Here is a 21116-nt window from a genome sequence, read left to right as displayed (position 1 = left end):
ATGAATGTCCTGTTGCCTGATGCGCTGGTGATGGTCGCCATCGTCGTCGCGTGGCTGAACGACACCTTCGTCGGCGCGGCCGGCCGCCGCCTCACGTATCTGATCGCGGTCGTCGCGTCGGCCGCGGCGGGCGTGTGGTTCGCGCTGCAAGCGCTCGACCCGCAGCAGTACTACTTCTTCTCGCGGATGGTCGTCGTCGATTCGTTCGCGAGCGCGATGAAGGCGGTGGTGTCGATCGGCTTCGCCGTGACGCTCGTCTACTCGCGCAGGTATCTCGAGGATCGCGACCTGTTCCGCGGCGACGTGTTCCTGCTCGGCATGTTCTCGCTGCTCGGCCAGCTCGTGATGATCTCGGGCAACAACTTCCTGACGCTGTACCTCGGCCTCGAGCTGATGTCGCTGTCGCTGTACGCGGTGATCGCGCTGCGCCGCGACGCGGCGCAATCGAGCGAAGCGGCGATGAAGTACTACGTGCTCGGCGCGCTCGCCTCGGGTTTCGTGCTGTACGGGATCTCGATGCTGTACGGCGCGACGGGTTCGCTCGAGCTGAACGAAGTGCTGAAGGCGGTCGCATCGGGCCGCATCAACGACGCGGTGCTGCTGTTCGGCGTGATCTTCATCGTCGCGGGCGTTGCGTTCAAGCTCGGCGCGGTGCCGTTCCACATGTGGGTGCCGGACGTCTACCAGGGCGCGCCGACCGCGATGACGCTCTTTGTCGGCGGCGGCCCGAAGGTCGCGGCGTTCGCGTGGGGCCTGCGCTTCCTCGTGATGGGCCTGTTGCCGCTCGCGGTCGATTGGCAGGAAATGCTCGTGATTCTCGCGGCGCTGTCGCTCATCGTCGGCAACATCACCGGCATCGTCCAGCGCAACATCAAGCGGATGCTCGCGTACTCGGCGATCTCGAACATGGGCTTCGTGCTGCTCGGCCTGCTCGCGGGCGTCGTCAACGGCAATCCGGCGTCGGCGGCGAGCGCGTACAGCTCGGCGATGTTCTACATGATCGTCTACCTCGTGACGACGCTCGGCTCGTTCGGCGTCGTGATGCTGCTCGCCCGTCGCGACTTCGAAGCCGAAACGCTCGACGACTTCAAGGGCCTCAACAAGCGCAGCCCGGTGTTCGCGTTCGTGATGATGGTGATGATGTTCTCGCTCGCCGGCATTCCGCCGGCGGTCGGCTTCTACGCGAAGCTCGCAGTCCTCGAGGCGACGGTCAACGCCGGCCTCACGTGGCTCGCCGTGCTTGCCGTCATCACGTCGCTGTTCGGTGCGTTCTACTATCTGCGCGTCGTCAAGCTGATGTACTTCGACGCGCCGCAGGACACGACGCCGATCGCGGGCGACGCGTGCAAGCGCACGATCCTCGTGCTGAACGGCCTCGCCGTCGTCGTGCTCGGCATCGTGCCGGGCCCGCTGATGACGGTCTGCCTGCAGGCGATCAGCCACACGCTGCCGCTGTAATGTCGGCGGCCGGCTGGTTCATCGTGCTGTTGGCGCTCGCCGGCGCCAACTTGCCGTTCCTGAATCAGCGCCTGTTCGCCGTCGTGCCGCTCAAGAGCGGGGCGACGGCGAAAAAGAGCGCATGGCTGCGGATCGGCGAACTGATCGTGCTGTATTTCGTCGTCGGCGCGCTGGGCTTCTGGCTCGAATCGCGCGCCGGCAACCGCTTCGAACAGGGCTGGCAGTTCTACGCGATCACCTTCAGTCTTTTCGTGGTGTTCGCGTTTCCCGGCTTCACGTTCCAGTATCTCGTCAAACGGCGCTGACGGCGTAGGCCGTCGCGCCCCACTGCGGAGCCGCCGATGGCCGACTTGCCGAATCACGACGCCACCCTCACCGAGACTTGCATCGAAAGCGAAGCCGTCTACGACGGCTCGTTCCTGAAGGTCAGGCGCGATACCGTGCGCCTGCCCGACGGCAAGCATGCGACCCGCGAATACGTGACGCATCCGGGCGCCGTGATGGTCATTCCGCTCTTCGACGACGGCCGTGTGCTGATGGAGAGCCAGTACCGCTATCCGATCGGAAAGGTGATGGCCGAATTTCCGGCGGGCAAGCTCGATCCGGACGAAGGCGCGCTCGCATGCGCGGTTCGCGAGCTGCGCGAGGAAACCGGCTATAGCGCGCGCGAGTACGTGTTCCTCACGCGAATTCATCCGATCATTTCGTATTCGACGGAATTCATCGACGTCTATCTCGCGCGCGGCCTGACGGCGGGCGAGCGCAAGCTCGACGACGGCGAGTTCCTCGAGACGTTCACGGCGACGTTGCCGGATCTGCTCGAATGGGTGCGCACCGGCCGGATCAGCGACGTCAAGACGATCATCGGCACGATGTGGCTGGAGAAGGCGATGTCCGGCGCGTGGCCGCTCGGCGACGCGATCCGGCCATAAAGTCGGGCCGAGCGGGACATTTTGCGAAGGGATACAATCGGTGCGACGGTTCGCTCGATCGCGTCCTTTTTCGGACTGAATTTAGCACGATCGTTCAAAAAATTTCCATTTGCGATACACTGGCAGCACGCCCTGATTCAGCATGAAGGTCCTCGATTTACAGTGCCCGCAAGGCCATCGGTTCGAAGGCTGGTTCGCGTCGGCCGATGAGTTCGAAGCGCAGTTGTCCCGCAAGCTGGTCGAATGTCCGGCTTGCGGTGCGACCGAGGTCAGCCGCATGCCGTCCGCGCCGCGCCTGAATTTGTCGGGTGCGACGCAGGCGCAGCCGGTCGATCCGCGCGAACTGCAGGCGCAGGCGATGCGTGCGCTGCGCGAGGTGCTCGCGAAGACCGAGAACGTGGGCGAGCGCTTCGCCGAGGAAGCGCGGCGCATTCATTACAACGAAGCGCCCGCGCGCAACATTCGCGGCGTGACCACGCCCGAAGACGCGCAAGCCTTGGCCGAAGAGGGCATCGACGTGATGCCGCTGCCGGTTCCCGCCGCGCTGAAAGAGCCTCTGCAGTGATCGATCGCTGATCGCTGCGCGGCCGCAGGCGGCCGCCGGTGCGGTCAGAGGAGACACTGCGCATGGATCTCGATTATTCCCCCGCCGACGACGCGTTCCGCGCCGAAGTCCGCGCCTGGCTCGAGGCGAATCTGCCTCGCGCGCTGCGCGACAAGGTTCTCAACCACAAGCGTCTGAATCGCGACGATTTCGCGAGCTGGCACCGGCTGCTCGGCGCGCGAGGCTGGTCCGCTTCCGCGTGGCCCGCCGAGTACGGCGGTCCCGGCTGGAACGCGACGCAGCGCCACATCTGGGATGAGGAGTGCGCGCGAATCGGCGCGCCGCCCGTGCTGCCGTTCGGCGTGTCGATGGTCGCGCCGGTACTGATGAAGTACGGCAGCGAAGCGCAAAAGCGCCACTATCTGCCGCGAATTCTCGACGGCACCGACTGGTGGTGCCAGGGCTACTCGGAGCCCGGCTCGGGCTCGGATCTCGCGTCGCTGCGCACGCGCGCCGAACGCCGCGGCGATCATTACGTCGTCAACGGCCAGAAGACCTGGACGACGCTCGGCCAGTACGCCGACATGATGTTTTGCCTCGTGCGCACCGATCCCGAAGCGAAGAAGCAGGAAGGGATCTCGTTCCTGCTGATCGACATGAAATCGCCCGGCATCACCGTGCGCCCGATCATCACGCTAGACGAGGATCACGAAGTCAACGAAGTGTTCTTCGAGGACGTGAAGGTGCCCGTCGAGAATCTCGTCGGCGAGGAAAATCGCGGCTGGACCTATGCGAAGTATCTGCTCGGGCACGAGCGCAGCGGGATCGCGCGCGTCGGCGCGTCGAAGCGCGAGCTCGATTTCCTCAAGCGCATCGCGTCGCGCGAGCGCAAGAACGGCAAGCCGCTCATCGCCGATCCCGTGTTCGCCGCGAAGATCGCCGCGCTCGAGATCGAGCTGATGGCGCTGGAAGTGACGGTGCTGCGCGTCGTCAGCAGCGAGGCGAGCGGGCGCGGGCCGGGGCCCGAGGCGTCGATGCTGAAGATCAAGGGCACCGAGATCCAGCAGGCGCTGACCGAGCTGATGGTCGACGCGATCGGGCCGCTCGCCGCGCCGTTCGACGCGCCGTTCCTCGAAGGCGAGCGCGAGCACAGCGTCGCGGGCGACGACGACGCGGCGCCGCTCGCCGCGTATTACTTCAACTACCGCAAGACGTCGATCTACGGCGGTTCGAACGAAATCCAGAAGAACATCATCGCGCAGATGATTCTCGGACTGTGAGGAGCGCCGCCATGAACTTCACCTTCAGCGAAGAACAACAGCAATTCGCGGACGCGCTGCGCCGCTATCTCGACGAGCGCTACGGCTTCGACGCGCGGCGCGCGATCGTCCATTCGGACGCGGGCGTATCCGCCGACCAGTGGCGCGCGTTCGCCGAGCTCGGCCTTACCGCGCTGCCCGTGCCCGAAGCGCACGGCGGCTTCGGCGGCGGCGCCGTCGACATGCTCGTCGCGACGCAGGAGCTCGGGCGCGCGCTCGTCGTCGAGCCCTATTGGGCGACGGCGGTCGGGATCGAGGCGGTCCGCGTCGCGGGCTCGGGCGGCGGCGAGGACGCCGCGCTCCTCGAGCGTGTCGCGCAGGGCGACGCGAAGCTCGCGGTCGCGTTCCACGAGCCGCACGCGCGCCACGATCTGTTCGCGATCGAGACGACCGCGCGGCCCGACGGCGAAGCATTCGTGCTGAGCGGCGTCAAGTCGGTCGTCCGGCACGGCGCGCAGGCGGACGTGCTGATCGCGCCCGCGCGGCTGCCGAACGGCGCGATCGGTCTGTTCGCCATCGCACGCGGCGCGGCGGGCGCGGACGTCGTCGACTACCGGACGATCGACGGCCAGCGCGCGGCGACGATCCGCCTGTCGAACACGCCCGCGCGCGCGCTCGCGGGCGGCGAGCGCGACGCGGCCGCACTCGAGCGGATCGCGGATTACGGGATCGTGCTGTTGTGCGGCGAAGCGATCGGCGCGCTCGACGCGCTCAACCGCGCGACGCTCGACTATACGAAGACGCGCCAGCAGTTCGGCGTGCCGATCGCGCGCTTCCAGGCGCTGCAGCACCGGATGGTCGACATGCTGATCCACGCCGAGCAGGCGCGCTCGCTCACGTATCTCGCGGCGGTGCGCTACGCGAGCGACGATGCGAACGCGCGCCGCAAGGCGGTGTCGGCGGCGAAGGTCCGCGTCGGCCAGGCCGCGCGCTTCGTCGGCCAGCAGGCAGTGCAACTGCACGGCGGGATGGGCGTCACCGATGAAGTCGCGGCCGCGCATCTGTTCAAGCGCCTGTCGATCATCGAAACGACGCTCGGCGACGTCGATCATCACCTCGCACGCTTTGCGTCGCTGCCGGATTTCGCGGCGCTGCAGGATGCCTGAGCGGGCGGCGCCCCCCGCCCGTTTCATTTCACGGAGAAGCTCGATGGGTATCAGTTACGAAGACCTGGAAGTCGGCGGCAGCACTGAAGTCGGCAAGCATCGATTCACGGACGACGAGATCGTCACGTTCGCTCAGGCGTACGATCCGCAACCTTTTCACGTCGACTCGGAAGCGGCGAAGGCGTCGATGTTCGGCGGGCTCGTCGCGAGCGGCTGGCACACGTGCTCGGTGTTCATGGGCATGCTCGTGCGCAACGTGCTGCAGGGCTCGACGAGCATGGGCTCGCCCGGCATCGAGGAGATCCGCTGGATCAAGCCGGTGCGCGCGGGCGACACGATCACGATGTACAGCAAGGTCCTCGACAAGCGGCTGTCCGCGAGCCGGCCGGATCGCGGGATCGTGACGACCGAATGGGAGGGCGTCAACGAAGCGGGCGAGACCGTCATCACCGTGCGCTCGAAGGTGATCTTCGGGTTGCGTTCGCCGCAGGGGGGCGCATGACGGCGGGCGCGAGCGATCCGCCGCTCGTCGCGTCGGCCGATGCGCTGCGCGCGCGGGTCGGCGGGGCGCCGCTCGCGAGCGGCTGGATCGACGTCGGCCAGGCGCGCGTCGACCGGTTCGCCGCCGCGACGGACGATCATCAGTGGATCCACGTCGATCCCGAGCGCGCCGCGCGCGAGTCGCCGTTCGGCGGCCCGATCGCGCACGGCTTCCTTACGCTGTCGCTGATTCCGGCGCTGATGACGGACACGCTGCGCTTCGAGCAGCGGATGGGCGTGAACTACGGCCTGAATCGCGTGCGCTTCCTGAAGCCGGTACCGGTCGGCTCGCGCGTGCGTGCGCTCTTCGCGCTGAAGGAGACGGGGCCGGCGAAGCAGGGCGGCGTGCAGGCGGTCTGGGCGGTGTCGGTGGAGGTCGAGCTGGGCGGCGAGCCGGTGCCGGCCTGCGCGGCCGAGTTCATCACGCTGCATTATTTCTGAGCGGGGTTCGCGCGGCGCAGGTGAGTGTGGTTTGACGCACGGACATGCGACCTTTCGGAAACATATCGTGCCCTTACAACGATCAGGAAGGGGACGATGATGAACCGATCACAGCGGGTTCTCGCCGTATGCGCCGCCGCGTGGGCGCTCGCCGCCGGCGGCACGGCGCGGGCATGGGCCGCGCCCGCCGACGTCACTGTCTATCCGGCGGGCAATGGCGGCGACCAGGCCGACGCGCTGCAACGGGCGCTCGATGCGTTGCAGACCGGCCAGCGCCTCGTGCTCGCGCCGGGGCAGTACGCCGTCGGGCGTTCGCTGATCGTGAGGAACACGCAGGTCGTGGTGTCCGGCTACGGCGCGACGCTCGTCGCGACGAACGACGCCGACCAGACCATCGAGATGCGCGGCCAGAATTCGACGCTCGTCGGCGTCACGCTGGTCGGCACGGGCACGACGCGGCTGTCGACGCCGGAATCGGCGAAGGTGGACGTGACGGGCGCGGGCGTTCAGGTGCTCGACGTCACGGTGCGCGGCGGCGCGAGCGCGGGCATCTTCGTGTTCGGCGGCGCGGACGTCGCCATTGTCGGCAACACCGTCCAGGACACGCTGGCCGACGGCATCCACGCCACGTACGGTTCGCGCAACGTGCTGGTGCGCGACAACACGGTGCGCAACACCGGCGACGACATGGTCGCGGTCGTCAGCTACCAGGCGGACGGCAAGCTCAGCAGCAACGTGCTGATCCAGAACAACAAGCTGCTCGGCAACTACTGGGGGCGCGGCGCGACCGTGGTCGGCGGAGCGGACGTGACGATCACCGGCAACACGGTGCAGAACGTGCAGAAGGCCGCCGGAATCCTCGTGGGGCAGGAGGACGGCTGGAACACCTACGATGCGCGCAACGTCATCGTGTCGAACAACACGGTGTCGGAGATCGAATTGCCCGATCCGAACAACACGCGCTCGCCGGCCTACATGGCCGCGATCGACGTCAACACCTGGTCGGGCAAGGCGACGGGCGTGTCCGTGACCGACAACCGGATTTCCCGAGTCCAGTACGCCGGCATACGAGCGCTCGGCAACGTCTGCCAGTTGCGCGTGTCGCGCAATGCGCTCGCGTCGATCGGCGACACGCCGATCGCGTTGCAGCAGGCGCCGGGCTGCGCGGCGGGCCAGATCGTGTGCGTGGCGAATACGCTCGACGGCGCCGCGCTCGCGTCGCCGGCAGGATGTTCGGCGACGGACGGCTTGACGATCACCGGAGCGAACGTCGCGCGCCTGCCGCAGGTGCGCGAGTACTTGCGGCAGGCGCCGACGTCGTCCGCGGCGAAGGCGGGCGCCGTCGCATCGGGCGTGCGAGGGGCCGGCGCTTAGCGGCTTCGGTCCGCGCGTGGATTGCCGCCCATTCGCGGTGGCGCATCGCGGTTCTTTCCGCGACGGACGTGTGGGGCCGCGCGTCGCGTCGGCGCGGGAGCCGGAGTGGGCGCGGCGCGTCGCGGCGGCGTCGAGGGACGGTGGCGCGGCGGCCGCGCGCATGGCCCGCCGGGTGTTCGCTTCGCGGCGCGAAGCCCGCCTCAGGCGGGCGGCGGCGCGTGACGTGCGAGCTCGAGCTTCGCGATCGCGTTGCGATGGACCTCGTCCGGCCCGTCCGCGAAACGCAGCGTGCGGGCCGACGCGTACGCATACGCAAGCGGGAAGTCGTCGCTGACGCCGCCGCCGCCGTGCGCCTGGATCGCCCAGTCGATCACCTGGCACGCCATGTTCGGCGCAACCACCTTGATCATCGCGATCTCGCCGCGCGCGCCCTTGTTGCCGACGGTGTCCATCATGTACGCGGTCTTCAGCGTGAGGAGCCGCGCCTGTTCGATCATGCAGCGCGCTTCGGCGATCCGCTCCTGCGTGACCGTCTGCGCGGCGACCGGCTTGCCGAACGCGATCCGCTCCGACGCACGCCGGCACATCAGCTCGAGCGCGCGCTCCGCGAGCCCGATGAGCCGCATGCAGTGATGGATGCGGCCCGGCCCGAGCCGGCCCTGCGCGATCTCGAAGCCGCGCCCTTCGCCGAGCAGCAGGTTCGACGCCGGCACGCGCACGTTCTCGAGCGTGATCTCCATGTGGCCGTGCGGCGCGTCGTCGTAGCCGAACACGTTGAGCGGCCGATGCACGGTGACGCCGGGCGCCTCCGACGGCACGAGGATCATCGATTGCTGCGCGTGGCGGGGCGCGTCGGGGTCCGTCTTGCCCATCACGATATAGAGCTTGCAGCGCGGATCGCCCGCGCCCGACGACCACCACTTGTGACCGTTGATCACGTAGTCGCCGCCGTCGCGCTCGATGCGGGTCCGGATGTTCGTCGCATCCGACGACGCGACTTCGGGCTCCGTCATCAGGAACGCCGAGCGGATCGCGCCGTCGAGGAGCGGCTCGAGCCACGCCGCCTTGTGCGCGTCGGTGCCGTAACGCTCGAGCGTCTCCATGTTGCCGGTGTCGGGCGCGTTGCAGTTGAAGACTTCGGGCGCCCACGGCACACGGCCCATGATTTCGCAAAGCGGCGCGTACTCGAGATTCGTGAGACCTGCGCCGCGCGTCGAAGCGGGGAGGAACAGGTTCCACAAGCCCGCCGCGCGCGCCTTCGGCTTCAGCGTCTCGATCAGCTCCACCGGCTGCCATGCGTTGCCGGCGCGCCGGTTGCGCGCGATCTCTTCGTGGAACGCGCGCTCGTTCGGATAGATGTGCTCGTCGAAGAACGCGTTGAGCCGCGCGCGCAGCGCGTCGACTTTCGGGGAGTAATCGAAATGCATGGCTGCCTCGCTGGTCGGTCGGTTCGGTGAGGGAAGGGCGCGCCGCTAACGCGTGCGCTGCGCGTAGCGCCACGCAAGCTCGGCCATCGGCCGCGCGCGCCGGCCGGCGTCGAGCGCCTGCGCGCTCGATGCGGTGCCGTCGACGACGCGCTTCATGATGCCTTGCAGGATCGCCGCGATCCGGAACATGTTGTATGCGAGATAGAAGTTCCAGTTCTCGGGAATCGTGAGGCCCGTGCGCTCGCAGTAACGCGCGACGTAATGCGTTTCGTCGGGAATCCCGAGCGCCGGCAGATCGAGCCCCGCGATGCCGCGAAAGCTCTCCGGCGCGACGTGCCACGCCATGCAGTGATACGCGAAATCGGCGAGCGGATCGCCGAGCGTCGACAGTTCCCAGTCGAGCACGGCGAGCACGCGCGGCGCGTGCGGATCGAAGATCAGGTTGTCGAGCCGATAGTCGCCGTGCACGATCGACACGCGCGCGTCGGTTTCGGCTTCCGGGCGCAGATGCCGCGGCAGCCAGTCGATCAGCCGGTGCATCGCGTCGATCGGCTCGGTCTCCGACGCGAGGTACTGCTTGCTCCAGCGCGCGATCTGGCGCGCGAGATAGTTGCCGGCCTTGCCGTAGTCGGCGAGCCCGACCGTGTGCGGATCGATCGAATGCAGCGCGGCGATCACGCGGTTCATTTCGTCGTAATGGCGGCCGCGCTCGGCGGGCGTCATGCCGGGCAGCGACGGGTCCCACAGCACGCGGCCGTCGACGAACGCCATCACGTAGAACGCGCGGCCGATCACGCTTTCGTCGTCGCAAAGCGCGAGCATCCGCGCGACGGGCACGTCCGTGCCCGCGAGCGCGGCCATTACCCGATACTCGCGCTCGATCGCGTGCGCGGACGGCAGCAGCTTCGCCGCGGGCGCGGGTTTCGCGCGCAGCACGTAGCTGCGCGCGGGCGTGACGAGCTTGAACGTCGGATTCGACTGGCCGCCCTTGAACTGCTCGACGGAAAGCGGGCCGGCGAAGCCGTCGACGTGCTTCGCGAGCCACGCGGCGAGCGCGTCGGCGTCGAAGCGCTGCGCGTCGCCGACAGGGCGCGTGCCTTCGAATGCGGCGTAATCGGTCGGCTTGGACTGCGGATCGTGCTCGGCTGCCATCGTCTCCTCCGGGGCCGTTCGACGCGCCTACTCGCGCGTGCTCTGCAAGAACTGGTGGTACAGCACTTCCATCGTCGTGTTGCGCATGTCGCGGTGCAGTGCCTCGGGCGGCGAATAGTTGACGAGCCGCACGACCCAGTCGTCGTCGCGCTCGCCGACGTCGAGCGCGTTGATGCAGCCCGCCGACTGTGACAGCGTGCCGATGAAGAGCCGATGCCCGGGCACCGTCGCATGCGAGAGCAGCGCGCAATTCACGCCGCCGTGCAGCACGAGCAGCACCGTGTCCCACGACGGATTCGCGCGCAGTGCGGCGAGCGGCGGCAGCACGCGGTCGATCAGCTCGCCGATCGTCTCGCCGCCGAGAAAGCGCGTGTGCTCGGCGACGATGCCGTCGAGCACGCGCAGGAACGCGGCTTCCTGTTCCTCGGGCGGGATGTCGGCGAGAAAGCCGCCGCGGATCTCTCGCCACGCGGGCTCGATATCGATGTCGAGCTGCTGGCCGGCCTCGGCGAGCACGCGCTGCGCGGTCTCGATCGTGCGCGGCAGGCCGCTCGTGATCACGCGGTCGAAACGCACGTTCTGCTCGGCGAACACGCGCCCGGCGGCGCGCGCCTGCATGCGGCCGCGCTCGTTGAGCGGCACGGCGTCCTGGTCGAACGGGCGGCCGCTCGCATCGAAATAGGTGACGTCGCCGTGGCGCATCAGATAGATGCGGCGGCGCTTCGGCAATTGATAGGGCATGGGTGGACGTTAGCGTTTGTAGATAGGAGCGCGCTTGTCGAGGAACGCGGTGATGCCTTCGAGCGCGTCCGCATGGTGCAGCGACGCGACGAAGTGATCGCGCTCGGCGGCGAGATGCGCGGCGAGCGGCTGCGTCTGCGCGTCGGCGATCAGCGATTTGATCCGCGCGAGCGCGTTCGGCGACATCCTGCCGAGCTCGTCGGCCCACGCGATCGCCTCGTCGCGCGCGGCGCCCGGCTTCGTCAGGCGGTTCACGACGCCGAGCGCATGCAGCCGCGTTGCGGCGGCCGGCTTGCCCTCGAACAGGATCTCGGCCGCGAGCGCGCGGGGCACCGCGCGCGCGAGGAACCACGAGCCCCCGCCGTCGGGCGTGAGCGCGACGCGTGCGTACGACATCACGAACTTCGCGTCGTCGGCGGCGACGAGGAGATCGCACGCGAGCGCGAGCGAGAAGCCCGCGCCGGCCGCCGCGCCCTCCACGGCGGCGATCACGGGCTTCGTCACCGTGTTGATCGCGGTGACCCATTCGCCGAGCAGATCGATGCTCGCCGCCTGCACGGCGGGCTCCTTCGCGCGATTGTCGAGCAGCCGGTTCAGGTTGCCGCCCGCGCAGAAAAAGCGGTCCGCGCCGGTCAGCACGACCGCGCGGATCGACGGATCGCGCTCGGCGGTATTGAGCGCCTCGAGGCCGGCCGCGTACATGTCGGGGTGAAGCGCGTTGCGCGCGCCGGGGTTGGACAGCGTGAGGACGAGCGTCGATTCGCTTTCCGGCGGGCGCGACGCGAGCAGTTCTGCGCTCATGCGGTGAGTCTCCTTGAATGCGACAGGCGTCGGGCGCGATGCGCCGCGCTCGCGCGCCGCGCGGGCGGACATCGTCCCGGCCGGCTTGGCCGGCATGTTTTGAAGCGGCGCTCGAAACGCGCGGCGCGTTTCGAAGTTGCTTTAGACTAGCATGAACGTGCTTTTCGGCGTCACGCCGACCGACGCGCGGGATACATCGCGCGCGGCCCTTTTCCCATGAAGAAGGAGACTTCGATGCTGCGGCTCTGTGGCTTACCGTTGTCCAACTATTACAACAAGGTCAAGTTCGTACTGCTCGAGCACGACATTTCGTTCGACGAAACGCTCGTCAAGCTGCCGATCGATGATCCCGCGCTGTTCGTCGACACGCCGCTCGGCAAGGTGCCGTATCTGCTCACCGAGCACGGCGCGATCAGCGAATCGCAGGCGATCGTCGAATACCTCGCCGCGATCCATCCCGACAAGCGCATCTTTCCGGCCGATCCGTTCGCGGCGGCGAAGGCGCGCGAGATCACGGCCGTGCTCGAGCTGTATCTCGAATGGAACGTGCGCGAGCTGTTTCCGCAGGCGTTCTTCGGCGGCCAGGTGAGCGACGGCACGAAGGCGCACGTCGAGAAGCGCATGCCGCGCGCGCTGGACGGTTTCAAGCGGCTCGCGAAATTCTCGCCTTACGTGCTCGGCGACGCGTTCTGCATCGCCGATATCGCCGCGTTCATCCATTTGCCGGTCGTCGCGCTCGCGACGAAGGCTGTCTACGGCCGCGATTTCGTCGCCGACGCGGGGATCGACTGGAAGTCGTACGTGAAGCGCATCGAGGAGGAGCGGCCGGCCGCGAAGCGCGTGAGCGAAGAGCGCAAGGCGTTCATCGCGGGGCTCGCGAAGGATAGCTGACGCGACGACGGGCGTGATGGGGGCGTGATGCTGGCGTGATGCGGGCACGACGCGCGAAGGCGGTTCGCCGTCGCGCGCGTCGCGTGTCCTTGCCGCGTCGCGCGCGGCGGCGCGAGCCGTTGGGCCGCTCGAGCGCGCGCGGAGCACGGACGATTGCGGCGATGCGCGCGAAAGTCGCGCACGCGCCGGATCGTCGTGACTTACAAGCGTGCGAGCCGTTCGAGCGCGGTCGCGAGCGTTGCCTCGCGCTTCGCGAAGCAAAAGCGCACGACGCCCGATTCGTGCGGCTCGTGATAGAACGCCGACACCGGAATCGCGGCGACGCCGATCTCGGCTGTCAGCCATTTCGCGAATTCCGCCTCGGGCAAATCGCTGATCGCCGAATAATCGACGCACTGGAAATACGTGCCCGCGCACGGCAGCAACTTGAAGCGCGTGTTCGCGAGCCCGGCCCGGAAGAAGTCGCGCTTTTTCTGATAGAACGCGGGCAGCGTCAGGTACGGCTCGGGGTCGCGCAGGTATTCGGCGATGCCGAACTGCATCGGCGTGTTCACCGTGAACACGTTGAACTGGTGCACCTTGCGGAACTCGGCCATCAGCGGCGCGGGCGCGGCGACGTAGCCGATCTTCCAGCCCGTCACGTGGAACGTCTTGCCGAAGCTCGACACGACGATGCTGCGCGCCGCGAGCTCCGGATGGCGGGCGACGCTTTCGTGTCGCGCGCCGTCGTAGACCATGTGCTCGTAGACCTCGTCGGACACGATCAGCAGATTGGTGCCGCGCACGATGTCCTCGAGCGCGCGCATGTCCGCTTCGCGCCACACGGTGCCCGTCGGATTGTGCGGCGTGTTGATCAGGATCGCGCGCGTCTTCGGCGTGATCGCCGCGGCGAGCTTGTCGAACGGAATCGCATAGTCGGGCGCGTCGAGCGTGACGAACACGGGCGTCGCGCCCGCGAGCGCGATCGACGGCAGATAGCTGTCGTAGGTCGGCTCGACCACGATCACTTCGTCGCCCGGATGCACGGCGCAAAGGATCGCGGTCAGGAGCGCCTGCGTCGCGCCCGCCGTCACGGTGATTTCGGTCGCGGCGTCGTAGCGGCGGCCGTAGAGCCGCTCGATCTTGTCCGCGATCGCCTCGCGCAGCGGCGCGACGCCCGCCATCGGCGGATACTGGTTGTGGCCGTCGCGCATCGCGCGCGCGACCGCGTCGACGATGCGCGGATCGCAATCGAAATCGGGGAAGCCCTGGCCGAGGTTGACCGCGCCTTTTTCGGCGGCGAGCGCGCTCATGACCGTGAAGATCGTCGTGCCGACGTCGGGCAGGCGGGAGAGGAGAGTGGGCGTAGTAGGCATGTCGTGCGGTGCGTTCATCGTGGCTTGCGCGAAAAGTGTCGGGGCGGCGCGTCGCTCATGCCGGCTCGGATGCGTCGGCTGCGAGCGCGCTGGCCGCGAACGGCGCGGGCTGCGCGATCCGGAATCCGAAATCGCGCTCGGTGCGGCGTGCGAGCTTCAGAAGCGCGCGGTCCTTCGATATGAGCCAGTCGGCGCGCGCCGCGTAGGCGAGTTCGAGGAATTTCTGGTCGTCGCGATCCTTGCACTTCGGCAGCGGGCGTGGCGGCGCGTCTTCGGCGGGCGATGCCGCCGCCGCGTCGCCTGACGGCGGCGCGCTCGCGCGGCGCGTTTGCGCGTCCGGCGCGTGCCGGCCGTCCGGTCCGCCCGGCGCATTCCCGGCATCGGGCGCGTGCGCGGGCGATGCGGCCGCCGACGCGCCGTCGGCGTTCGTCGCGGCTGACCCGCGCGATTCGCGCGATTCGCCGCGATCGGGCCCCGCGACGCGCTCCGACAGGCGCGCGAGCGCCGCGAGCGCGGCCGCCTTGTCGACCGCGCGCGCCTTGAACTGCGGGTAGTCGAGCACGCGTTCGAGCTCGACCAGGCAGCGGACGTCGATGAGCGCCGTGATGGCGCCCGTTTCAAGGGCATCGCGGATCGGGCGGGCGGCGGGGTCGTCGAACACGAGGATGTCGATCCAGACATTCGAATCGAGCACCACGCGACGACCGGCGCGGGAAGCGTCGGGGCTGGGCATTCGTTACAATCGGTGGTTTTCGTCTGATTGCGCGGCACGGCGTGCCGGCGAGCCCCTATGATAATCGTTCTCTCCCCGGCGAAATCGCTCGACTACGAAACCCCGCCTCACGTTCGCACCCACACGCTGCCCCAGTTCGCCGACGACGCGGCCGAGCTGATCGGCGAGCTGCGCCGCCTGTCGCCGCAGCAGATCGGGACGCTGATGAGCATTTCCGATCCGCTCGCGCGCCTGAATTTCCAGCGCTACGCGGAGTGGTCGCGCACGTCGACGCCCGCTAACGCGAAGCAGGCGGTGCTCGCGTTCAACGGCGACGTCTACGAAGGCTTCGACGCGCGCTCGCTGTCGGCCGACGATCTCGACTACGCGCAGCGGCACGTGCGTGTGCTGTCGGGGCTCTACGGGCTGTTGCGGCCGCTCGACCTGCTGCAGCCGTACCGGCTCGAAATGGGCACGCGCTTCGCGAACGCGCGCGGCAAGGATCTGTACGCGTTCTGGGGCGGGCGGATCACGCAGGCGCTGAACGCCGAGCTGAAGTCGCGCGACGGCGCGTCGCGCGTGCTCGTCAATTGCGCGTCGGCCGAGTACTTCAAGTCGGTGAGGCCGAAGCTGCTCGATGCGCGCGTCGTCACGCCGGTGTTCGAGGACTGGAAGGACGGCCGCTACAAGATCATCAGCTTCCACGCGAAGCGCGCGCGCGGGCTGATGGCGCGCTACATCGTCGAAGGGCGGATCGGCGCGCCCGACGCGCTGAAGGATTTCGCGTCGGAAGGCTATGCGTTCGACGAAGCCGCGTCGAACGACGACACCTACGTGTTTCGCCGGCGCGTCGGCGCTTGAATTCTCGGCGGCCGGGCAAGCCGGCCGCGACGCACATCCGGCGGCCCGGCGCGGCCGCCGCAACCAGGAGATGCCATGACTCTCTCGATCACGAGCAATTTCGACGCGGGCGCGATCGATGTCCTGTCGTGCGAGCGCGCGGATGCGATCCGGCTGCGCGTGCGCGGCGACAATCGCGCCGAGTTCGCGCAGTGGTTCTATTTCCGCCTGACGGGCGCGCGCGGCGAGCGCTGCGTGATGACGTTCGAGAACGCGGACGCGTGCGCGTATCCGGCCGGCTGGCGCAACTATCGCGCGGTCGCGAGCTACGACCGGGTCAACTGGTTTCGCGTGCCGACTTCGTTTGACGGCCAGGTGCTGACGATCGACCATACGCCCGATTTCGACAGCGTCTATTACGCGTACTTCGAGCCGTACAGCGAAGAGCGGCATTCGGAATTTCTCGGCGTGGTTCAGCAGATGCCGCACGCGAACGTCGTCGAGCTGGGCCGCACCGTCGAAGGGCGGCCGATGTCGCTCGTCGTGCTCGGCACGCCCGACGAAGCGGGCGTCGCGAAGAAGAAGGTGTGGATCATCGCGCGCCAGCATCCGGGCGAATCGATGGCGGAATGGTTCGTCGAAGGGCTCGTGAAGCGGCTTGTCGGCTGGGGTGACTGGTCGGGCGATCCGGTCGCGCGCAAGCTCTACGATCGCGCGACGTTCTACATCGTGTCGAACATGAATCCGGACGGCAGCGTGCGCGGCAACCTGCGCACGAACGCCGCGGGCGCGAACCTGAATCGCGAATGGATGGAGCCCGACGCCGAGCGCAGCCCCGAGGTGCTCGTCGTGCGCGACGCGATTCATGCGATCGGCTGCGATCTCTTCTTCGATATCCACGGCGACGAAGATCTGCCGTACGTGTTCGCGGCCGGCTCGGAGATGCTGCCGGGCTTCACCGAGCAGCAGCGTGTCGAGCAGCGCGCGTTCATCGGCGCGTTCAAGCGCGCGAGCCCCGATTTCCAGGACGAGCACGGCTATCCGCCCGGCAAGTACAAGGAAGATGCGCTCAAGCTCGCGTCGAAGTACATCGGCCATCGGTTCGGCTGCCTGTCGCTCACGCTCGAGATGCCGTTCAAGGACAATGCGAACCTGCCCGACGAGCACGTCGGCTGGAACGGCGCGCGCAGCGCGTCGCTCGGTGCGGCGATGCTGGGCGCGATTCTCGAGCACGTGCAGACGTTCGCCTGAGCGCGCGCTTGCGCGTGTGAGGGGCGCGCGTTCGAGCGGATTCGGGCGCGCATGAAAAAGCCGGAGCGCGACGCCGCACCCCGGCTTTTTTTGTCGGGCCGATGGCGGCCGAGCGCGACGCGGCGCCAGACGCCTCTATCGGCCGTGCGGTCGTCCGTGGGGGCGTCCGTGCGGTCGCGCGGCCCGACCTCCGATCGGAGGCTTCACGACTTTCGCGTCGACCGCTTCTTCACGGTTTTCTTCGTCGCGCCGGACTTCTTCGTCGACGCCGACCGTTTGCCGCTCTTGCCCGTGGCTTTCGCCTTGATCTTGCCTTTGCCCGAGTGCGCGCGAAGCTTTTTCTTCGACGACGTCGCGCGCTCGACGCGCGGCTTCGCGGGCGGCACGGGATCGTTCCAGCTGAACGCGAGCATCTGCGTGCCGACGTAGCCGCAGCGGAACTTCAGGTGCTCCGGCTCGCCGCCGCTGCTGCGCACGCCGAGGCCCTCGACGGTCACGATGTTGTCGACCTTCACGCGCTGCTTGCCTTCGTCGAATGAATCGTTCCAGGGCGTGATCGATGCGTTGCCGCTGTCGAACGCGTTCGGCGGAAATTCGACATGGTCGAAGGCGCTTGACGTGCCGGCGATGAAGTTGCCGTGCGCGGCGCAGTCCGCGACGAGCGGATCGGCATGCATTTCGTTGACGTACTTGTTGATGAGTTCGGCGCGTTGATCGAGCAAGTCGGCGAACGCGGGCGCGGCAAACGTGAGCGACAGGCCCGCGACACAGGCCGTCAGCTTGCCGAGCGCGCCGAGCAGGCGATGCGAGGCGGGAAAGCTGTCCATCTAGAAGGTATGAGATAAGCGCGATAGAGACACCAGGCACATGAGATGCCCGATGAAGAGCAGGGTTCCATCTTAGCGTAATTTTCCGGCGCGGCAGTAGAGCGGTTGTCCGCATGGCCGAGCGCGCACGCGTCGGCGCGCCTGCCGTCAGACGGCCAAGCTCATGCGCGCGGCCCGCCGAGCCGATAGCGGCGCACGTCGGAGGTCGTGACCCACGCGGGCCGGTAGACCGCGATCAGCGCGGTCGCCATGCCGGTGAACCACGCTTCGCCGAGCGCGAGCAGCAATGCGTTGAGCGCATAGCCGGATGGCACGACGACGAGCGTGCCTTCGGCTAGCGCGATCTGCACCCCGGCCGCCGCGGCCGCGACGACGCCCACGGCGATCGCCGGCGATACGAAGCCCTGGCCGACGATGAGCGCGGGCAGGTTGTGCGGCAGCCACGCGAGCGCGGCGCGCTGCAGCAGCGTCGACACCGCGACGGGCAGCGCGCCGTATACGAGATAGGTGAGTCCGACGCCTTGCCACGTCGCGTCGAACACGACGGCCGCGACGCCGATCACGGCGGCCATCCCGACGAGCGCGAGGGTCCAGTCGAACAGCGTGACGAGCAGCGTCGCGCCGAGCAGATGCATGACGAGGCCGTCGTCGAGCCACGCATTGGATGCCCATAGCACCGCGATCGTGGTCACGAGCGCGAGCCACACGTGCTGCAGCGTCGCATCCTGCAAACGGCCGAACGGGCGCTTCCACAGCGCGAGGGCGAGCAGGGCCACGGCGGCGATCCAGCCACCGACAGCGACCCAGAACGGAAGCGGCGTGTAGAGGAAACCCATGTTTTTATATTACTCGTTGAATACGAAAGATGGGAATGGATTCACCCTCTACACGGGTTTTACCGGCTATTCGTTCGCTTTGAACGGCGCGGGCGGTTCGGCCGCGACGAGCGGCTCGGCAGACGATTCGTTTTCTGCGACAAGCGGGTACTTGTGCTGCGGTTTCGCCACGCGCAGCGGCACGGGGCTGGCCGCGCCGTGCACGGGCTTCGGCGAGCTGTCGCGCGCGGACAGCAGCACTTCGAGATGCGGCGGTAGCCAGCCGTTGTAGATCGCGACCGCGGCGGCGCGATTTGTCGCACCCAGTTGCTGGAAGATGCTGGCCAGATGAATCTTGACGGTGCCTTCGCTGATGCCTAGCGTGCGCGCGATCATTTTGTTCGTGCTGCCCATGTGGACGAAACGCATGATCTGCGCCTGGCGCGGCGACAGCAGGCTGCACGGCGAGCGCTTCCTGCGCGGGAGCTGGCTCACGATCGCATCGACGCGGCCGTCCCTCGCACGTGAGGCCGGCTCGGTGAGGTTGAGCGCGCTCGGCGGGACGTAGCGCCCGCCGAGCAGCACCATTTCCAGCGCGAGAACGATGAGGTGCGGGCGCGTCGAACGTGGAATGACGCCGAGCACGCCGGCGTCGAAGAGCGCCTGCGCGTGCTCGGGTGACGCGTCGTCGGTGAGCGCGGCGACGGGCGTCGGCGCGCAGGCCTGACAAAGCGCGTGCAGGTCGCCGAGCCGCTTGATGTCCTGCCAGTCGACCGCGATCAAGTCGAAGCCCTGTTGTTTGATGAGCTGCTGTGCCTGCCGCCAGTCCTTGGCGTCGTTGTAGCCGGCATGCCGGTCGATTTGACGCAGCAGGGTTTTCAAGCCGTCACGACGCTCAGCGTCAGAATTAAGCACCAGAAACCTCATGTAATGCCTCCGCTTATCCGATTGATCGAGAAAACGACGAGTGCCATCTCCGCAATAATGACAAATACATTACAAAATGTCGGCCTAGCTGAAAGTCATAAGAAAAATTCAGACAAGCAAAAACGCGAAGGCCGCCTCGAGCGGGTGCTCGAGGCGGCCTTCGGCTGACTTTTCGCGCCGGTCGGCGCGGCGCTTTAGTGGAAATGCGGCTGCGCGGGCGTCGCGTCCTCCGGCATCTCCGCGTGGACGATTTCGCCGAGCGGGTCCGCGTACAGCGGGACGCCGCAATCGTCGCAGTATTCGGGTTCGAAACGGCCGGCGTGGCGCCTGATGTCGGTCACGCCCGCTTCCTTCAGCAGCGAAGCGATTTCTTCGAGCGGCCCGTCGGCGGGCGATTCGGCTTCGAGCGTCGCTTCGTCGACCGGCGTCTCGCCGTTCTCGCGGCCATAGAGCGGCCAGACGACGCCATAGATGACATCGTTGCTGCCGCGGCGAGTGAATGCGACGCGATATTCGTCGATCCGGCGCTCGCCGAAGCCGGCGATCACGGCGCGCAGTTCCTGCGGCGCGGCGCCGATCGTGTCGAACAGATAGCGGATCGCGGTGCGCACGGTATGCGGACGGATTCGCTCGTCTGCGTCGCGGCACGCGGAGTAGTACGCGTCGGGCAGCAGGCTCTCGAATTCGCAGCCGGGCAGCGCGGCGGACAGGTTGACGCCGCCTTGCGCGGCCCATTGCTCGAGGCATTGGCCGCGCTCGATGCGCGAACCGTGCTCTTCCTCCTGCCAGCGGAAGAGCGGGGCGCCGGCGGGCGCGGCCACGACGGCGAGCAGGAAGCGCGGATCGGCGAGAATCGGCGACGTTTCGGGCAGGTCGCCGAAGCTCAGCTTGACCGGATGGTTGCCGAGCGCCGCGTGCGCGAGTTGCTGGGCGAGGCGATAAGTCTCGACGTGATGGCGCGGCAACTGGTCGATGCTGTAGAGAAAGGGAGCCATCGCGACGAGCGTGTCTTGCGCGAGCACGTGCGCTTGCAAATGGGTGCGCAACACGTCGGCGATCTCGGTCTTGAGCGAGCCCGACGGAATCATGTAGCGGGTCCACGCGAGCACTGGGACGGCGACGAGGAGCGCTTCGTACGGCTTGCCGTCGTGCTCGACGGACAGCGATTCGCTGTGCGTCTCGGCCATGTCGGCGAGAGCGCCGTAGGCGTCCGGATGATTCTGCTGGAGATGATCGAGCGCGGCATCGAGTGTGGTCTGATTGCCGTTGCGGACGATCTTTGCGAGCAAGGCGTCGAGCTTGGCTTCCCAGAAGCGATCTTCGACGCGGCTGCCGGACGCAAACAGCGCGAGCGACAGACCGACCAGTTTGTCGGCATCGGGAGGGAGGCGTTTAGCGGTTCGCTGGCGCATAGATTGACATGGTTGGATGCGAGGAACCTGTCATTTTAGTCCGTTCCGCGTTTGTTCTGCGGTTTGCCGGCCTTCTGGCAGTCTTCTGTATAGAAAATATGCGAGGGCGCTCGGAGTGTGAATCTATGAGGGACAAAAAATTTATCGAAACCCCCTTGCGGGGTACGGAGCTTATGCCTACAATCACGCCTCTTTCGCGCCAAGCCGAACGCGGCGCGAGAGGGGAAGCGGGAAGTTCCGATGCCGAGGTG

Annotated in this window: 22 protein-coding genes; 12 read left to right on the top strand and 10 right to left on the bottom strand. The window is 67.6% G+C overall.

Annotated features, from left to right (window positions below):
• The 9 genes from nuoN to WS91_RS00370 all read left to right on the top strand — a co-directional run bounded on the left by nuoN (position 1) and on the right by WS91_RS00370 (position 7714).
• Positions 1-1458, top strand: coding sequence for an NADH-quinone oxidoreductase subunit NuoN (gene nuoN / locus WS91_RS00410; protein WP_059669563.1), 1458 nt, complete (start codon positions 1-3; stop codon positions 1456-1458).
• Positions 1458-1763 (top strand): DUF2818 family protein, encoded by a 306-nt coding sequence (locus WS91_RS00405; protein WP_038747240.1) that lies wholly within the window; start codon positions 1458-1460, stop codon positions 1761-1763. Before nuoN ends, WS91_RS00405 begins: the two co-directional genes overlap by 1 nt.
• A gap of 36 nt (positions 1764-1799) precedes the next feature.
• The gene (locus tag WS91_RS00400; RefSeq protein WP_038747238.1) at positions 1800-2390 is read left to right on the top strand and encodes an NUDIX domain-containing protein; all 591 of its coding nucleotides are present in this window, start codon (positions 1800-1802) and stop codon (positions 2388-2390) included.
• A 142-nt stretch (positions 2391-2532) separates the two neighbouring features.
• A complete protein-coding gene (locus tag WS91_RS00395; protein WP_038747235.1) occupies positions 2533-2955 on the top strand; it encodes a DUF1178 family protein in 423 nt (140 codons plus the stop codon).
• A gap of 62 nt (positions 2956-3017) precedes the next feature.
• Positions 3018-4214 carry an acyl-CoA dehydrogenase family protein gene (locus tag WS91_RS00390; RefSeq protein ID WP_038747232.1) on the top strand — a complete coding sequence of 399 codons (1197 nt, stop codon included), beginning with the start codon at positions 3018-3020 and terminating at the stop codon, positions 4212-4214.
• 11 nt (positions 4215-4225) lie between these two features.
• Positions 4226-5359 (top strand): acyl-CoA dehydrogenase family protein, encoded by a 1134-nt coding sequence (locus tag WS91_RS00385; RefSeq protein ID WP_038747229.1) that lies wholly within the window; start codon positions 4226-4228, stop codon positions 5357-5359.
• A gap of 43 nt (positions 5360-5402) precedes the next feature.
• Complete coding sequence (locus WS91_RS00380) at positions 5403-5861, top strand: MaoC family dehydratase (protein WP_038747227.1); 459 nt, start codon at positions 5403-5405, stop codon at positions 5859-5861.
• Positions 5858-6340: a MaoC family dehydratase gene (locus WS91_RS00375; protein ID WP_059574612.1), complete on the top strand. Its 483-nt coding sequence runs from the start codon at positions 5858-5860 to the stop codon at positions 6338-6340. Before WS91_RS00380 ends, WS91_RS00375 begins: the two co-directional genes overlap by 4 nt.
• Before the next feature lie 96 nt (positions 6341-6436).
• The gene (locus tag WS91_RS00370; protein WP_059574610.1) at positions 6437-7714 is read left to right on the top strand and encodes a right-handed parallel beta-helix repeat-containing protein; all 1278 of its coding nucleotides are present in this window, start codon (positions 6437-6439) and stop codon (positions 7712-7714) included.
• Positions 7715-7914: 200 nt separating this feature from the next.
• Here WS91_RS00370 and WS91_RS00365 read toward each other — a convergent pair whose 3' ends face one another.
• The 4 genes from WS91_RS00365 to WS91_RS00350 are packed head-to-tail and all read right to left on the bottom strand — an operon-like array spanning position 7915 to position 11835.
• Positions 7915-9141: an acyl-CoA dehydrogenase family protein gene (locus WS91_RS00365; protein WP_059574608.1), complete on the bottom strand. Its 1227-nt coding sequence runs from the start codon at positions 9139-9141 to the stop codon at positions 7915-7917.
• Positions 9142-9186: 45 nt separating this feature from the next.
• Positions 9187-10293, bottom strand: a complete 1107-nt coding sequence (locus tag WS91_RS00360) for a phosphotransferase (protein ID WP_038747218.1) — start codon at positions 10291-10293, stop codon at positions 9187-9189.
• A 27-nt stretch (positions 10294-10320) separates the two neighbouring features.
• Positions 10321-11034, bottom strand: a complete 714-nt coding sequence (locus WS91_RS00355; protein WP_038747216.1) for a histidine phosphatase family protein — start codon at positions 11032-11034, stop codon at positions 10321-10323.
• Between the two features lie 9 nt (positions 11035-11043).
• Positions 11044-11835, bottom strand: a complete 792-nt coding sequence (locus tag WS91_RS00350) for an oxepin-CoA hydrolase, alternative type (RefSeq protein WP_059669584.1) — start codon at positions 11833-11835, stop codon at positions 11044-11046.
• Between the two features lie 234 nt (positions 11836-12069).
• Here WS91_RS00350 and WS91_RS00345 point away from each other — a divergent pair, with 234 nt between their 5' ends.
• Positions 12070-12726: a glutathione S-transferase gene (locus WS91_RS00345; RefSeq protein WP_038747364.1), complete on the top strand. Its 657-nt coding sequence runs from the start codon at positions 12070-12072 to the stop codon at positions 12724-12726.
• A gap of 200 nt (positions 12727-12926) precedes the next feature.
• Here the strand turns inward: WS91_RS00345 and WS91_RS00340 are convergent, their stop codons facing one another.
• Both WS91_RS00340 and WS91_RS00335 read right to left on the bottom strand, forming a co-directional pair.
• Positions 12927-14099, bottom strand: a complete 1173-nt coding sequence (locus WS91_RS00340) for a pyridoxal phosphate-dependent aminotransferase (protein WP_059669562.1) — start codon at positions 14097-14099, stop codon at positions 12927-12929.
• A gap of 37 nt (positions 14100-14136) precedes the next feature.
• Positions 14137-14778, bottom strand: a complete 642-nt coding sequence (locus WS91_RS00335; protein ID WP_059669561.1) for a PIN domain-containing protein — start codon at positions 14776-14778, stop codon at positions 14137-14139.
• Between the two features lie 93 nt (positions 14779-14871).
• Between WS91_RS00335 and yaaA the strand changes: the two genes are divergently transcribed.
• The gene (gene yaaA, locus WS91_RS00330; protein WP_059574600.1) at positions 14872-15654 is read left to right on the top strand and encodes a peroxide stress protein YaaA; all 783 of its coding nucleotides are present in this window, start codon (positions 14872-14874) and stop codon (positions 15652-15654) included.
• Positions 15655-15729: 75 nt separating this feature from the next.
• Positions 15730-16884, top strand: coding sequence for a M14 family metallopeptidase (locus WS91_RS00325; protein WP_059669560.1), 1155 nt, complete (start codon positions 15730-15732; stop codon positions 16882-16884).
• Positions 16885-17087: 203 nt separating this feature from the next.
• On the opposite strand, the gene WS91_RS00320 is transcribed toward WS91_RS00325, so the two are convergent.
• The 4 genes from WS91_RS00320 to WS91_RS00305 form a co-directional block, all read right to left on the bottom strand.
• Positions 17088-17711, bottom strand: coding sequence for a BspC domain-containing protein (locus WS91_RS00320; protein WP_038747201.1), 624 nt, complete (start codon positions 17709-17711; stop codon positions 17088-17090).
• 161 nt (positions 17712-17872) lie between these two features.
• The gene (locus WS91_RS00315) at positions 17873-18547 is read right to left on the bottom strand and encodes an energy-coupling factor ABC transporter permease (protein ID WP_038747199.1); all 675 of its coding nucleotides are present in this window, start codon (positions 18545-18547) and stop codon (positions 17873-17875) included.
• Positions 18548-18613: 66 nt separating this feature from the next.
• The gene (locus WS91_RS00310) at positions 18614-19453 is read right to left on the bottom strand and encodes a helix-turn-helix transcriptional regulator (protein WP_059669559.1); all 840 of its coding nucleotides are present in this window, start codon (positions 19451-19453) and stop codon (positions 18614-18616) included.
• Between the two features lie 194 nt (positions 19454-19647).
• Positions 19648-20865, bottom strand: coding sequence for a DUF2863 family protein (locus WS91_RS00305; protein ID WP_038747194.1), 1218 nt, complete (start codon positions 20863-20865; stop codon positions 19648-19650).
• Between the last annotated feature and the right edge of the window lie 251 nt (positions 20866-21116).

The organism is Burkholderia sp. MSMB1498 (genome assembly GCF_001526245.1).
GTDB classification, from domain to species: domain Bacteria; phylum Pseudomonadota; class Gammaproteobacteria; order Burkholderiales; family Burkholderiaceae; genus Burkholderia; species Burkholderia savannae.
Note: the sequence above shows the minus strand (reverse complement) of the source record. Positions and strands in the feature narration are given on the sequence as shown.